Origin of the sequence: Nocardia caishijiensis NBRC 108228 (genome assembly GCF_001612825.1) — a bacterium.
Lineage (GTDB): Bacteria > Actinomycetota > Actinomycetes > Mycobacteriales > Mycobacteriaceae > Nocardia > Nocardia caishijiensis.
Map to the genome: position 1 here is coordinate 1 of NZ_BDBE01000024.1, position 14,808 is coordinate 14,808.

Annotated in this window: 15 protein-coding genes; 14 read left to right on the top strand and 1 reads right to left on the bottom strand. The window is 68.7% G+C overall.

The annotated features are described in order from the left end of the window. Positions 1-365: VOC family protein (locus tag NC7_RS06860; protein WP_067980478.1), on the bottom strand; the 365-nt coding region annotated here is incomplete at its 3' end. 361 nt (positions 366-726) lie between these two features. On the opposite strand from NC7_RS06860, the gene NC7_RS06865 reads away from it, so the two are divergent. From NC7_RS06865 to NC7_RS29490, 14 genes are all read left to right on the top strand, one after another. Beyond that, positions 727-2,340 (top strand): AMP-binding protein, encoded by a 1,614-nt coding sequence (locus tag NC7_RS06865; protein ID WP_067980481.1) that lies wholly within the window; start codon positions 727-729, stop codon positions 2,338-2,340. A 118-nt stretch (positions 2,341-2,458) separates the two neighbouring features. Continuing rightward, entirely contained in the window at positions 2,459-3,595 is a 1,137-nt protein-coding gene (locus NC7_RS06870) for an alpha/beta hydrolase family protein (protein WP_159372863.1), read from the top strand. A gap of 47 nt (positions 3,596-3,642) precedes the next feature. Continuing rightward, entirely contained in the window at positions 3,643-6,045 is a 2,403-nt protein-coding gene (locus NC7_RS06875; protein ID WP_373861227.1) for a Tex family protein, read from the top strand. Between the two features lie 21 nt (positions 6,046-6,066). After that, positions 6,067-6,945 carry a hypothetical protein gene (locus NC7_RS06880; RefSeq protein WP_067980486.1) on the top strand — a complete coding sequence of 293 codons (879 nt, stop codon included), beginning with the start codon at positions 6,067-6,069 and terminating at the stop codon, positions 6,943-6,945. Between the two features lie 161 nt (positions 6,946-7,106). Continuing rightward, a complete protein-coding gene (rplS, locus tag NC7_RS06885) occupies positions 7,107-7,448 on the top strand; it encodes a 50S ribosomal protein L19 (RefSeq protein WP_019048201.1) in 342 nt (113 codons plus the stop codon). A gap of 87 nt (positions 7,449-7,535) precedes the next feature. Continuing rightward, entirely contained in the window at positions 7,536-8,300 is a 765-nt protein-coding gene (lepB, locus tag NC7_RS06890; RefSeq protein ID WP_444979993.1) for a signal peptidase I, read from the top strand. Between the two features lie 19 nt (positions 8,301-8,319). Continuing rightward, on the top strand, positions 8,320-9,024 hold the full coding sequence (locus tag NC7_RS06895) for a ribonuclease HII (protein WP_084458086.1): 705 nt from the start codon (positions 8,320-8,322) through the stop codon (positions 9,022-9,024). Between the two features lie 46 nt (positions 9,025-9,070). Beyond that, positions 9,071-9,376, top strand: coding sequence for a DUF2469 domain-containing protein (locus tag NC7_RS06900; protein WP_011210678.1), 306 nt, complete (start codon positions 9,071-9,073; stop codon positions 9,374-9,376). A gap of 95 nt (positions 9,377-9,471) precedes the next feature. Next, complete coding sequence (locus tag NC7_RS06905; RefSeq protein WP_067980493.1) at positions 9,472-9,828, top strand: YraN family protein; 357 nt, start codon at positions 9,472-9,474, stop codon at positions 9,826-9,828. Further along, positions 9,828-11,336, top strand: a complete 1,509-nt coding sequence (locus NC7_RS06910) for a YifB family Mg chelatase-like AAA ATPase (RefSeq protein WP_067980496.1) — start codon at positions 9,828-9,830, stop codon at positions 11,334-11,336. The genes NC7_RS06905 and NC7_RS06910 overlap by 1 nt, the downstream gene beginning before the upstream one ends. Further along, positions 11,333-12,496, top strand: coding sequence for a DNA-processing protein DprA (gene dprA / locus NC7_RS06915; RefSeq protein ID WP_067980499.1), 1,164 nt, complete (start codon positions 11,333-11,335; stop codon positions 12,494-12,496). Before NC7_RS06910 ends, dprA begins: the two co-directional genes overlap by 4 nt. Positions 12,497-12,747: 251 nt before the next feature. After that, positions 12,748-13,671 carry a tyrosine recombinase XerC gene (locus NC7_RS06920; protein ID WP_067980501.1) on the top strand — a complete coding sequence of 308 codons (924 nt, stop codon included), beginning with the start codon at positions 12,748-12,750 and terminating at the stop codon, positions 13,669-13,671. Between the two features lie 227 nt (positions 13,672-13,898). After that, positions 13,899-14,264 carry a YidH family protein gene (locus NC7_RS06925; RefSeq protein WP_067980512.1) on the top strand — a complete coding sequence of 122 codons (366 nt, stop codon included), beginning with the start codon at positions 13,899-13,901 and terminating at the stop codon, positions 14,262-14,264. Further along, on the top strand, positions 14,261-14,560 hold the full coding sequence (locus NC7_RS29490) for a DUF202 domain-containing protein (RefSeq protein WP_067980503.1): 300 nt from the start codon (positions 14,261-14,263) through the stop codon (positions 14,558-14,560). The genes NC7_RS06925 and NC7_RS29490 overlap by 4 nt, the downstream gene beginning before the upstream one ends. The last annotated feature ends 248 nt before the right edge of the window (positions 14,561-14,808 follow it).

The window sequence follows — 14,808 nt, forward strand, 5'->3', positions numbered from 1 at the left end:
GTCGCCATCACCCGCGTGGTGATGCAGAACGGGTGCCCGGCCGGATCGAGTAGCACTCGCCAACGCGGATCCTGTTGAACCGGTGCGGGTTTGGCGCCCACCGCGAGGGCGTGTTGCTCGCACAGGTCCAGGTCGGCGTCGGCCGCGAGGTCCAGGTACACCGCTGGCGTGCCGGGCCATTGCGGCGGGTAGTAGCCCTCCACGTACTGTGCGGCGATGGTCAGTCCCGACGGTATGCGGATACCGACGCTGTGCTCGTCGTTCCACAGGACCCGGCCGCCGAGCAGCCCCAGGTAGAAGCGGGCGAGAGACTCGGGGTCGGCGCAGTCCAGGGATAGTCCGGCCAGCTGAAAAGGCTCCGTCATCGGATCGACGGTACCGGTCGGATTCGGCGCCGAGATTGTTTTGCGCTAAAGACATTTGGGTATCACTGGGGGTTGTTCGTTGTGTGAACGTCCAGAACGAGGGTTGCTGGTTCCGTCCGGAACGGAACCGTTCGGTACGGTCAGGCCTTCGGGGCGGCGGAGCTGGGTATCCGTGTGTGTCGCATCATGTTTCGCGACGGGCTGACTCCCTGGTCATCGCCGGTTCAGCCGGTCTCGGCCGCTTTTGGGCACTTTCGGTCCCCTCGGTCCCGTCCGAATATGTGGCGGATCCCACATCCGCGCGGGTACGTTCGGGGCGAGTGAGTGCGGCGCCGTCCGCCGCGCGGCAAGGAGGCCGGTGATGTCCGAACTCAGTTACGCCTGCGGTCCCGCGAGCGCCCCGCTGCTCGGCGACACCATCGGCGCGAATCTCGACCGGACCATCGCGGCAGGCCCCGATCACGACGCCCTCGTCGACCGGGCGACAGGACGTCGATGGACCTATCACGCCGTGGGCGCCGCCGTCGACGCCCTCGCCACCGGACTGGCCGCGCACGGCATCGGGCGCGGCGACCGCGTCGGCATCTGGGCACCGAACTGCGCCGAGTGGTACCTCGTGCAGTACGCGACCGCCAAGCTCGGTGCGATCCTGGTGAACATCAACCCCGCCTACCGCACCGCCGAACTCGAGTACGTCCTCGGGCAGGCCGGGGTCAGAGCCCTGATCGCGGCCCCGGAGTTCAAATCCTCGGACTACGTGGCGATGATCGAGGAGGTCCGGCCCACTTGCCCTGCGCTGGAGCAGGTCCTGATCCTCGGCACCCCACAATGGCAGCAGGTGGCCGAGACGGCACCGGACCCGGACCGTCTGGCCGCCATCGCGGCGACGCTGTCGGCCGACGACCCGATCAACATCCAATACACCTCGGGCACAACCGGTTTCCCCAAGGGCGCGACCCTGAGCCATCACAACATCCTCAACAACGGCTTCTTCGTCGGCGAACTCTGTGGCTACACCGGCGCCGACCGGATCTGCGTTCCGGTTCCCTACTACCACTGTTTCGGCATGGTGATGGGCAATCTCGCGGCCACCTCACACGGTGCCGCCGTGGTGATTCCGGCGCCGTCGTTCGACCCGGCCGCCACCCTTGCCGCGGTGGCCGCCGAACAGTGCACCTCGCTCTACGGTGTGCCGACCATGTTCATCGCCATGCTGGCCGAGTTGGACGCCGGTGCGAATCACGACCTCTCGAGTCTGCGCACCGGCATCATGGCCGGTTCGCCGTGCCCGGTGGAGGTGATGAAACGGGTGATCGATCGGATGGGGATGACCGAGGTCTCCATCTGTTACGGCATGACCGAGACCAGCCCCGTGTCCACCCAGACCCGCCGTGACGACAGCATCGAACGCCGCACCGCCACCGTGGGCCGGGTCGGACCGCACCTCGAGGTGAAGGTGATCGACCCCGACACCGGTCGCACGGTGGGGCGCGGCGAACCCGGCGAGCTGTGTACCCGTGGCTACTCGGTGATGCTGGGCTACTGGGACCAGCCGGACAAGACCGCCGAGGCGATCGACGCCGCGCGCTGGATGCACACCGGCGACATCGGTGTGATGGACGACGACGGCTACCTCTCGGTCACCGGCCGTATCAAGGACATGGTGATCCGCGGCGGCGAGAACATCTACCCCCGCGAGATCGAGGAATTTCTCTACACCCACCCCGACATCGTCGACGCGCAGGTGATCGGAGTACCCGACGAGAAGTACGGCGAGGAACTGATGGCCTGGGTGCGCCTGCGCGAGGGCGCCGCACCGCTTGATGCCGAGACCCTGCGCGACTTCTGCGCCGGTCGCCTCGCGCACTACAAGATCCCCCGTTACGTCCATGTCGTCGACGAGTTCCCGATGACGGTCACCGGCAAGGTCCGCAAGGCCGAGATGCGGGAACTGGCCACCGAACTGCTCGGTTGAGATCCGTCGCGGGCGCGGGCACTGTTTGCTAACGTGCTCGCGATGGGCGGACGTTCGATGTCCGTCGCGGAAAGAACTGGGGGACACAGTGATCCGTCGCGGATCGATGGTGATGGCGGTGGCGTGCGCAGTGGTCGTGGCGAGCGGGGCCACCGGTCACGCAGGGCCCGGAGTCACCGTGCTGCCACGCCCCGGCGGCACGTTGCCGGTCGGCACCACCACATTGCACCTGGTCGATGCGGCCAGGCCGGACCCGTTCGAGCCGGATCGCAGCCGGGAACTGATGGTCTCGGTGTTCTACCCCGCCACCGACGTGGACCGTCACCCGGTGGCGCATTACGCGTCCACCGAACTGATTCCCGGCCTCGAGAAGGCCCTCGGCACGGAACTGCCCGGTGTGCTCACCCACTCCCATCGTGACGCGCCCGCCCGCACCGGAACCACCTACCCGGTCGTGCTGTACACCCCGGGCGCGGGTGTTTCGCGCGTCCTCGGTACCGGCCTGGCCGAGGACCTCGCCTCGCGCGGCTATGTGGTCGTCACCGTCGACCACACCTACGAGACGGGCCCGGCCGTCGAATTCCCCGGCGGACGCCTCGTGCGACCATCGCCCGCCCCGAACGGTTTCGACCCGGCGATCCGCGAAAAGTACATCGCGGCAAGACTGCTCGACTTGCGGTTCGTCCTCGACTCGCTCGCCGGGCTGTCGAGCGGGACGAATCCCGACGCCGAACAGGACGCGCTGCCCACCGATCTGGGCCGGGTGCTCGATCTCGAGCGGATCGGCGCCGTCGGCCATTCCTCGGGCGGCTACACCGCCGTCGAAGCCATGCACCTCGACCGCCGTATCGATGCCGCGGTCGACATGGACGGCCAGATCGGCGTCGACGAGGCCTTCGGCCGCGCGATCACCGAGGGCGTCGACAGGCCGACGCTCGTGCTGACCAGCGCCCAGATCGAGCAGGTCGGCGACGGCAACCCCTCCTTCGACGCGTTCTGGCGCGCGGCAACCGGCTGGAAACGTCATCTGGCGATCGCGGATTCGGCGCACTACGACTTCACCGACATGCCCGCACTTGTTCCCGCCGTCGCCAAGCCCGCTGCCGCGCAGTACATCGGCGCCATCGACACCGACCGAATGGCGACCCTCGTGCGTTCCGCGGTGGCCGCCATGTTCGACAAGTTCCTGCTCGGCCGACCCGACACCCTCCTGGATCGCCCGATCACCGACCCCGAGCTCACGGCGGTGCGCTGACCTGGGATCGAGCCGCATGTCGGCGGGGAGCTGTAGTCTCTGCGGCTGTGACGACAGCGCCCGAGATCGCCCGTTCGACGTCGAACGGCACTCCGACCGACAGCACGACCACCCTGGCCAGCGTGGGCAGGCGGATCGCCGACGAATTGGGGGTGCGCGAGACGCAGGTCCGCGCCGCCGTCGAACTGCTCGACGGCGGTTCGACGGTCCCGTTCATCGCGCGCTACCGCAAGGAGGTCACCGATGGCCTCGACGATGCCCAGCTGCGTCAGCTCGAGGAACGGCTCGGCTACCTGCGCGAGCTCGACGAGCGGCGCGGGGCGATCATCGAATCCATCCGCGCCCAGGACAAACTCGATCCGGCCCTGCACCAGCAGATCATGCTCGCCGAGACCAAGGCCCGCCTCGAGGACATCTACCTGCCCTACAAGCCCAAACGCCGCACCAAGGCGCAGATCGCGCGCGAGGCCGGGCACGAACCCGTGGCCGATACGCTCATCACCGACCCGACCACCGACCCAGCGAGCTTCACCGCCGAACAACTCGACGGCGCCCGCGCGATCCTGGTCGAACGCTTCGCCGAAGACGCCGACCTCGTCGGCGAGCTGCGCGACATGATGTGGAGCCGAGGACAGGTCAGCTCGACGGTGCGCGCGGGCAAGGAAGAGGCGGGCGCCAAGTTCGCCGACTACTTCCAGTTCAGTGAGCCGTTCCACAAACTTCCCTCCCACCGGATCCTCGCGCTGCTGCGCGGGGAGAAGGAAGAGATGCTCACCCTGCACCTCGAACCCGACACCGAAGAACCCGAACCCGGCGAACGAACCATCTACGAGGGCCGCATCGCCAAGGCCTTCGGCATCGCCGACCAGGGCCGCCCCGCCGACACCTGGCTGCTCGACACCGTGCGCTGGGCCTGGCGGACCAAACTGCAGGTGAGCCTCGGTATCGACACCAGGATGCGATTGCGTCAGGCCGCCGAGAAGGACGCCGTCGACGTCTTCGCCGCCAACCTGCGCGACCTGCTGCTCGCCGCACCGGCGGGTACCCGCACCACGATGGGCTTGGACCCGGGCTACCGCACCGGTGTGAAGGTCGCCGTTGTCGACGCCACCGGTAAGGCCGTCGCGACCGAGGTCATCTATCCGCACAAGCCGCAGGGGCAGACCGAGAAGTCCCTTGCCGTGCTCGCCGCACTGGTCGCCCGCTTCGACGTCGAGCTCATCGCCATCGGCAACGGCACCGCCTCCCGCGAAACCGATGCCCTTGCCACCGAACTGATCTCGCGCATCCCCGAGAACAAGCCGACCAAGATCGTGGTCTCGGAAGCGGGCGCCTCGGTGTACTCCGCGTCGGCCTACGCCTCGGCGGAACTTCCCGACATGGACGTGTCACTGCGCGGTGCGGTATCGATCGCGCGCCGCCTGCAGGACCCGCTCGCCGAGCTGGTGAAGATCGATCCCAAGTCGATCGGCGTCGGCCAGTACCAGCACGATGTGTCCGAAACGCTGCTGGCGCGCTCGCTGGGCGCCGTCGTCGAAGACGCGGTGAACGCGGTCGGTGTCGACGTGAACACCGCCTCGGTGCCGCTGCTGGCCCGCGTCTCCGGCGTGTCCGGCTCGGTCGCGGAAAGCATTGTGGCCCACCGTGATCAGAACGGCCCGTTCCGCAGCCGCACCGCGCTGCTCGAAGTGCCGCGCCTGGGACCCAAGGCTTTCGAGCAGTGCGCGGGCTTCCTGCGGATCCGTGGGGGTGAGGACCCGCTCGACACCTCCGCGGTGCACCCCGAGGCCTACCCGGTGGTCCGTCGAATTCTCGAGCGAACCGGCAAGCCGATCGCCGAGGTCATCGGCAACACCTCCGTGCTGCGCTCGCTGAAACCGGTCGATTTCACCGACGAGAAGTTCGGTGTGCCCACCGTCAGCGACATCATCGCCGAGCTGGAGAAGCCGGGCCGTGACCCGCGCCCGGAATTCAAGACCGCCGAATTCGCCGCGGGGATCGAGAAGGTCGCCGACTTGAAGCCGGGCATGGTGCTCGAGGGCGTGGTCACCAATGTGGCCGCCTTCGGTGCGTTCGTCGATGTCGGTGTGCACCAAGACGGGCTCGTGCACGTGTCGGCGCTCTCGCACACCTTCGTCAAGGACCCGCGTGAGGTGGTCAAGTCCGGTGACGTGGTGAAGGTGAAGGTGCTCGAGGTCGATGTCGCGCGTCAGCGCATCGGACTGTCGCTGCGGCTGGACGACGAACCCGGCAAGCCCGCGACGGGGGACAATCGTGGGGGCGGTGCGCCGCGCGGCCAAGGTCGTCCGCAGGGCGGTCGCGGTCAGGGTGGCGGACGCGCGCAGGGTCGCGGCCAAGCACAACCGCGCGGCGGCAACCAGCGCAAGCCGACGGCCGAGCCGACCGGTTCGATGGCCGAGGCACTGCGCCGGGCAGGTTTCGGCAAGTAGGTCGACGACAGGGCGGGCGGCATGCGACGGTGGCTCGAAGACGACGTGATCGCGCACGGCCGCCTGCCCCTGCTCTGCTTCCTGCTGGGGTTCATCCTCGGTTTCGTGGTGATCCGGATCAGCGTGCGATTGATCCGCGCGCAGGTGAAATGGTGGCCGGGCAACCTCAAGGCCGGTGACACCCACATCCACCACATGGTGTTCGGCGTCATCACGGTGCTGCTGTCGGGCATCGGGCTGATCGCCACCGCCGAGGACTCCACACAGGTCACCTCTAGCGTGCTCGCCACCTTCTTCGGCATCGGCGCGGCGCTGGTGCTCGACGAGTTCGCGTTGATCTTCTACCTGCGCGATGTGTACTGGGAGGAGCAGGGCCGCACCTCGGTCGACGCGGTGTTCGTCGCGTTGGCCGTCACCGGGCTGCTGCTGCTCGGGGTGCAGCCCGCGACGTTTCTCGACTACGAGGACTTCCGGGAGTCGGCCGGAGTCGAGTTGCGCGTCGGCATCGTCGTCACCGTCGCGATCAACCTCGCCCTCGCGGCGGTGGTGATCGCCAAGGGCAAGATCTGGACCGGGCTGTTCGGCATGTTCTTCACCCCGCTGCTGCTGGTCGGTGCCGTGCGGCTGAGCCGTCCCGGCGCGCCATGGGCGCGGTGGCGCTACGGTCATCGGCCGCGCACGATGAGCCGCGCCATGGCCAGGGAGCGGCGGTATCGCCGTCCCGTGATCCGCGCCAAGATCTTCATCCAGGACCTGATCGCGGGCAAACCCGACGTCGAGCACGCCCGCACGGCGGCCGAAGCCGAGTTGAGCCGCAAGGTGGTCGCCGCCCCGCCCGCTCCGCCGCCGCACCCGCATCTGCTCTCGCGGCGGCGGTCGGAGCCCACCGCCGACGAGTGATCCGTGCCGCCCGATTTCGGTCGCGACCACCCCGTCTGGCACAATGAACCGGTTGCCTTGGGCGAGTCGTGTCCGGGAGCACCCCTTGTACTGAGCATGAACCGGTCGAGCGCGAGCCGCCAGGTTCCTCTGTTCGCGCGAAGAATCCGAAAAGGTGGAAAATGAACACCCTTGATTTCGTCGACGAGAAGTCGCTGCGTAGCGATGTCCCCGACTTCCGTCCCGGTGACACCCTGAACGTGCACGTGAAGGTCATCGAAGGCTCCAAGGAGCGCATCCAGGTCTTCAAGGGCGTCGTGATCCGGCGTCAGGGCGGCGGCATCGGCGAGACCTTCACGGTCCGCAAGGTGTCCTTCGGTGTCGGTGTCGAGCGCACCTTCCCCGTGCACAGCCCCAACATCGACCACATCGACGTCGTGACCCGTGGTGACGTGCGTCGCGCCAAGCTGTACTACCTGCGCGACCTGCGCGGCAAGGCCGCCAAGATCAAGGAAAAGCGCTGACCGCACGGTAGCCCTTTCCGGCACAGAAGCTTTGACAAGTAGCCCGGCACCCGACTCACGTCAGGGTGCCGGGCTACTCTGTTCGGCGTGGCAGACGAAAGTGGGTCGGTGTCGGTGTCCGATTCGGGCGACGAGGGCAAGCGGCGCAGGAAAAAGGCCGACGACAAGAAACAACGGCCGTTCTGGCAGGAACTGCCGATACTGGTCGTGATCGCGGCGGTGATCGCCGCCCTGATGGTCACCTTCGTCGGTCGGCCCTACGTGATCCCGTCGCAGTCGATGGAGGACACACTCCAGATCGGCGACCGCATCTACGTGCAGAAGATCAGCTACTACGGTTCCGAGCCTGGACCGGGCGATGTGGTGGTGTTCGTCGGCCCCGAATCGTGGAACGGGCACTACAAGTCCATCCGCTCCGACAACGCGGCCATCCGAGGTGTGCAGAACTTCCTGTCCTACTTCGGCCTGGTTCCGCCCGACGAGAACGATCTGGTCAAGCGCGTGATCGCCGTCGGCGGGCAGACCGTGCAGTGCTGTGACGCGCAGGGCCGGGTGATGGTCGACGGGAAACCGCTTGACGAGCCCTACATCAAGAAGGACTACCCCTGGTTCACCGACCGCCCCAACGCCGTGTATCCGGCCGGGCGCATGTTCGGGCCGGTGAAGGTGCCCGAGGGGCATCTGTGGGTGATGGGTGACAACCGCAACGAGTCGGCCGACTCGCGTGCCCACGTGAGCGACGACCTGCAGGGCACCGTCCCGGTCGACAACGTGCGCGGCAAGACCGTGTTCAAGATCTGGCCGCCCGGCCGGATGGGGCCGGTGAGCTCGCAGAATCCGCAGGACAACTAGACACGGGGACAATCTAACTGTGGGGCAGGATCGGACCAGCTGGCCGCCGCGGGTGGTGATGCGCCGGGCGGGTGGCCTGCGCACGCTCGAGGCGGCGCTCATCCGCAGCGGCCTCGGCCCGGTGGCCGGTGTCGACGAGGCCGGGCGCGGGCCCTGTGCGGGACCGCTGGTGGTCGCCGCGTGCCTGCTCGCGCCCAAGGCCTACGACAAGCTGGCGGGGCTCGACGACTCCAAGAAACTCACCGAGGCGGCGCGTGAGGAGTTGTTTCCGGTGGTCAAGCGCCTCGCGCTGGCCTGGAGCGTGGTGGTGGTCCCCGCCTGGGAGATCGACGCCATCGGTATCCACGTCGCCAACATCGAGGGCATGCGCCGCGCGGTCGCCCATCTCGGCCGCACCCCCGGTTACATCCTGACCGACGGATTCAAGGTCCCGGGCCTGCCCGCGCCCTCGTTGCCGGTGATCGGCGGCGACGCGTCCGCGGCGTGCATCGCGGCCGCGAGCATCCTGGCCAAGGTCACCAGGGACCGCATGATGGTCGAGCTCGACACCGAACTGCCCGGCTACGGTTTCGCCGCGCACAAGGGCTACAACACCCCCGAGCACACCGCGGCCCTGCGCGCGCTCGGACCGAGCACCGAACACCGCCGATCTTGGCGGAATGTGCGTGAACTCGAGGTGCCGGGCGGTAGCCGGGTGGCTACGCGCGCGGCTCATGCGCGATGATGTGATCAATGAACGCGGCGCTGCTAGCAGGAGGATGTCCCACCCGATGAGTGCTGAGGACCTCGAGAAGTACGAAACCGAGATGGAACTGTCGTTGTACCGCGAGTACAAGGACATCGTCGGCCAGTTCTCGTACGTGGTGGAGACAGAACGACGCTTCTACCTGGCCAATTCCGTCGAATTGCGGCCACAGAACGCCGACGGCGAGGTCTACTTCGAAGTGCGGATGAGCGATGCCTGGGTGTGGGACATGTACCGTCCCGCCCGCTTCGTCAAGCACGTTCGGGTGATCACGTTCAAGGACGTCAACATCGAGGAACTGGAGAAGCCCGACCTCCGTTTGCCCGAATAGGGGAGTTGTCCACAGGGGGCGAGTTGTCCACAGGTTTTGTGTTTCCGCAGGTCGTGATCCCGGCCTAGATCCACGCCGGGCTCACGCTTGCACCCGTGACGGACAAACAGGCGCTCGGCGCATACGGGGAGAAGTTGGCCGCGCAGTATCTGTGCGAGGCCGGGATGCAGATCGTCGCCCGCAACTGGCGATGCCGGTACGGGGAACTGGACCTGATCGTCCAGGACCCGTCGGTGACCGCGTTCGTTGAAGTGAAAACGCGGTCCGGTCTCGGTTTCGGCAGCCCGGCCGAATCGGTCACCTTCCACAAACAACAGCGGATCAGACGACTGGCCCTGCTGTGGCTGGCCCAGCAGGACGGGCCGTGGCGGCGCATCCGGTTCGACGTGGTGTCGGTGCTCGTCACGCGCGGAGACAAACCGGTGATCGACCACCTGACGGGGGCGTTCTGATGGCCCTCGGACGTGCGCTGTCGGTCGCGGTGACGGGCGTCGACGGGCAACTGGTGGAGATCGAGGCCGATATCGGCCAGGGGCTGCCCTCGGTGAACCTCGTCGGGCTGCCCGACACCGCCCTGCAGGAATCGCGCAACCGGGTGCGTTCCGCGGTGGCCAACACAGGGGAGAAGTGGCCGGACGGTCGGGTGATCCTCGCGCTGTCGCCCGCGACGCTGCCGAAGGTCGGCTCGGTCTACGATCTGGCGCTCGCCGTGGCGGTGCTCGATGCCTCCGGTGCGGTGCCGGGGGACCGGCTCGTGAAAACCGTGCTGCTGGGCGAACTCGCGCTCGACGGACGGGTCCGCCGGGTGCGCGGTGTGCTGCCCGCGGTGATCGCGGCGCGCAATGCGGGCTGCCCGACCGTGGTGGTTCCCGCCGAGGCGGTGGCCGAAGCCGGACTGGTCGAAGGCGTCGAGGTGCTCGGTGCGACGAGTCTGCGTGCTGTGATCGCCTGGCTGCGTGGCGAAGGCACACTGCTCGAACCCGATGGTGTGGCGCCGGGTCATCAGGTGCCCTGCGGTGACCTCCGCGACGTGGTCGGCCAGGACGAGGCGCGGTGGGCGTTGGAGGTGGCCGCGGCGGGTGGTCATCATCTGCTGCTCACGGGTCCGCCCGGTATCGGGAAAACGATGTTGGCGCAACGTCTTCCGGGATTGCTGCCGCCGTTGTCGGAGGCCGAGTCGCTCGAAGTGACCGCGATTCACTCGATGGCGGGTTCCTTGACGGCCGAACAGCCGTTGATGACGCTCGCTCCGTTCGTCGCGCCACACCACTCGACCTCGGTGACCGCCATGATCGGCGGAGGTTCCGGTATGGCCAGGCCCGGTGCGGTCAGCCGGGCACATCGCGGGGTGCTGTTCCTCGACGAGTGCGCCGAGATCGGCGCGAAGGTGCTGGAGGCCCTGCGCACCCCGCTCGAAGAGGGCGAGGTGCGCATCGCCCGGCGGGACGGCGTCGCACGGTATCCGGCGCGGTTCCAGCTCGTGCTGGCGGCGAACCCGTGTCCGTGCGCGCCCGCCCGCGATGTCGACTGCATCTGCGCGCCGCTCGCACGCCGCCGCTACCTCGGCAAACTGTCCGGCCCCCTGCTCGACCGGATCGACATCTGGGTGCGGATGCACGGTCAGGCCGGTGCCACCTTCGGCGAACAGCAGGCCGAGACCAGCGCTGTCGTCGCGGCCCGGGTGGCCGAGGCGCGCGAACGCGCCGCGGCTCGATGGAGCGCGGACGGCTGGGCGACCAACGCCGAAGTGCCCGGGCATATTCTGCGGCAACGCTTCCGCCTGCCCGCTGATGCGATCGCGCCGATCGAGACCGCCCTGCGGTTGGGTCGGATGTCGGCGCGCGGTGCCGACCGTGCGGTGCGCGTGGCCTGGACGGTCTGCGACCTGCGCGGCGGGGAACTGCCGAGCGTGCAGGATGTGCTGTCGGCGTTGAACTTCCGTCAGCGGGGTGGGCAATGACCGGGGCACGGGCGGTCGGCACCGTCGACCTCGACGTGGACGAACGCAGGCTGGCCTGGGTCTACCTGTCGCGGGTGGTCCAGGGCCCGTGCGCGCCGCTGTCGGCGCTCATCGCGTCGGTCGGGGTGTGTGAGGCGGCGCGGGCGGTCCGCGAACACGAGTTGCCGGCCGCCCTGCGTGGTCCCACCGCCGCGCGGCGCGACATCGACTCGGCCGCCAGGGATCTCGAGACGATGCGGCGGATCGGCGGCCGGGTCATCACACCCGACGACGACGAGTGGCCGCAATGGCGGATGCTCGGTCTCGACCAGCTCGACACCGATCGCGACCGCGAAGCCGCTGTACCCCTCGTGCTGTGGGCGCGCGGACCGCTGTCCCTGCGCAGCGCGTCGGAACGTGCTGTGGCCGTGGTCGGTTCGCGGTGCAGCAGCGGGTACGGGATGCAGGTGGCCGGTGACATCGCCTGTGAGCTCGCCGGACGCGGCTGGACCATCGTGTCCGGCGCGGCCTTCGGTATCGACGCCGCCGCCCACCGGGCCGCACTCGCCGTCGGCGGCCCGACCGTCGCCGTCCTGGCGTGCGGTGTCGACCGGCCCTACCCCGCCCAGCACGATCGGCTGCTCGGCGCCATCGCCGACAGCGGTCTGGTCGTCAGCGAATACCCGCCCGGCGTCGCCGCCCAGAAACACCAGTTCCTGGCCCGCAACCGGCTCATCGCCACCCTCGGCGACGGCGTGCTCGTCGTGGAGGCCGGTTTGCGCAGCGGCGCGCGGAACACCGTGAAGTGGGCGCGGCGCCTCGGTCGCCCGGCGATGGCGGTCCCCGGTCCGGTTGGCTCGGCCTCGTCGGCGGGTTGCCACCGGATGATCCGCGAAGGCGAGGCGCTACTGGTCACCCGTGCCGAAGACGTCATCGAGGAAGCGGGCCCCTTGCGCCTCCCGGTGGGCGACGACGCCGCCGACCCCGGTCACCACCTGCGCGGCGCCGAAGCCGAGGTCTACGCGGCCCTGCCCGCCATCGGCTCACGTCAACCCCGTGAACTGGCCCAACAATCCGGTCTGGAGCTGGCCACCGTCCGAGCGGTGCTCCCCAGCTTGGAGCTGGCCGACCTCGTCGGCTGCGATTCCGACGGTTGGTTCCGCACCCGCCGCAGTGGATAGCTGAGTCGTCCAGTGGCGTCACAGGCCTGCAGCGGGAGGACGTTGATTCCCGAAGTTCGCGGCCCGCGTTCGCTACGGTCCCCCCGATCGTGGCCCGGGTAGGTCGGCTGGACGACTGCGGCAAGCCGTTGTGCGGCGCGGGGTGGCGACGGTCCGTTGCGAGACGTAGCCGGAATATCCCCGGGCAGGTGGGCATGCTGGGTGCGGCGTGGTGGGTTGCGTGCGGTCGGTGGAAGGGTGACGGTTGATGGATGGATGTGCTGCCCGAGGATCTGACCGCGTTGCTGGGGGAGTTCGGGCGGCATCTGCGGCTGGGGCGGAATCGGTCGGCGCATACGGTGCGGGCTTATGTGGGGGATGTGCGGTCTCTGCTCGAGCATCTGTACGCGCGGTCGGCGGATGCGGCGTTGGGTGAGCTGGATCTCGGGGTGTTGCGGTCGTGGCTGGCCGAACTCGCGGCGGGTGGGGCCGCGCGGACGACGCTGTCGCGAAGGGCCTCGGCCGCGCGGACTTTCACCGCGTGGCTCACCGAAACCGGGCGCTTGGACATCGATCCTGGGTTGCGGCTGCAAGCACCGAGGGCGCACCGCGTTCTGCCCGCGGTGCTGGGACGCGAGCAGGCCGCACAGGCGATGGGTGCGGCCGAATCCGGTGCCGCACAGCAGGACCCGATGGCGCTGCGTGACCGGCTGATCGTCGAGTTGCTGTATGCCACCGGTATCCGGGTGAGCGAGCTGTGCGGTCTCGACCTCGACGACATCGACCGTGAACGCCAACTCGTCCGGGTGCTCGGCAAAGGCAACAAGGAGCGTTCGGTGCCTTTCGGTGCCCCGGCCGAGGCCGCTCTGGTCGCCTGGCTGCGGGCCGGGCGACCTGCGCTGGCCAACGAGCGGTCCGGCCGGGCCCTGTTTCTCGGTCAGCGCGGCCGCCGCCTCGACCAGCGCCAAGCCCGCACCGTCGTCCACGAGGTCGTCGCGGCCATACCCGGTGCCCCCGATATGGGCCCGCACGGCCTGCGCCACACCGCCGCCACACACCTTCTCGAAGGCGGCGCCGACCTCCGCGTCGTCCAAGAACTCCTCGGCCACGCCAGCATGGCAACCACCCAGCTCTATACACACGTCTCCGTCGAGCGGCTCAAACGAGTCCACGACCAAGCCCACCCCCGTGCCTGATCGCAGTGGGCGGTGACATCTCGAACGCCGCCATCACTGTCGCGGTGGCTCAGCGAACGACCACGTTCGACCGCCCTGTCGGTCGAAGAGGCGGGGCGACGACGGCGAGCTCCACCGGGGCGCGTCTGGGGCCGGGCTGATGAGGGTGCGGCCCGACTCGGCGGACGTGGGCAGTTGATCGGGGAGGAGCCTGCGGTAGCGCATGATGGAGGCCGGAGGTGGTGGTGATGGCATTGCCCGAGGTCGGCGCCGAATCCGACGACGGGGAGGACGGGGTCGACTATCGGTTCACCCTCGCCAACGAGCGGACCTTTCTGGCGTGGATCAGGACCGCGCTCGGTCTGCTCGCCGGTGGCGTCGCCGTGCACACGCTCGTCCAGCCGCCCCGATTGGCGGGGTTCGCCGGTGTCATCACGCTCGCCTGTCTGGCGATGTCGGTGGCCGTCGCCCTGGGTGCCTACCGGCACTGGCACCGGGTGAACCGGGCGATGCGCACAGGTGGCCCATTGCCGGGCACGGTGCTCGTACCGGTGCTGTCAGCCGGTATCGCGGTGATCGCGGCGCTCGTCTGTGTGGCGGTCGCACTGTCGTGACCGCACCCACGCTCGCCAGGGAACGCACCGCCCTGGCCTGGCGGCGCACCGCCCTCGGTGCCGCAGGTTGCGCGTTGCTCTTCGCCCATGAGGCGACCACCGAGGACGGCGCCCACATCGTGTTCCCACTCGCCGCCACCACAGCGGCCCTACTGCTGGCAGTCCTGGGCTGGTACCGCGGTCGATCTCTCCATCGAGGGCATATCGAGGGTGGCCATCGCCTCGTCGCGACCACCACCCTCACCGTCACTCTGGTCGTCCTCATCGCCGTTGCCGAAGTAGTGTTCGACAGCTGACCGGGAACAGGCGGCTCGTGTGATCTGGCCAGCGCAAGCCAGCTGCGCTCACCGCGACTGATTCCCTGCGCCGCCGACCATGCCGAGCACGTTTCGAATCGCCGACCGCGCCGAGCACGTTTCGAATCGCCGACCATGCAGAGCGCGACCGGCCACCGCCACCGGGCACGCGCCACCGCGACCGGTTACCCGCTACCCGCGACCGGCCACCGGCTACCGCTACCCGCGAGCGGCTACCGCTACCCGCG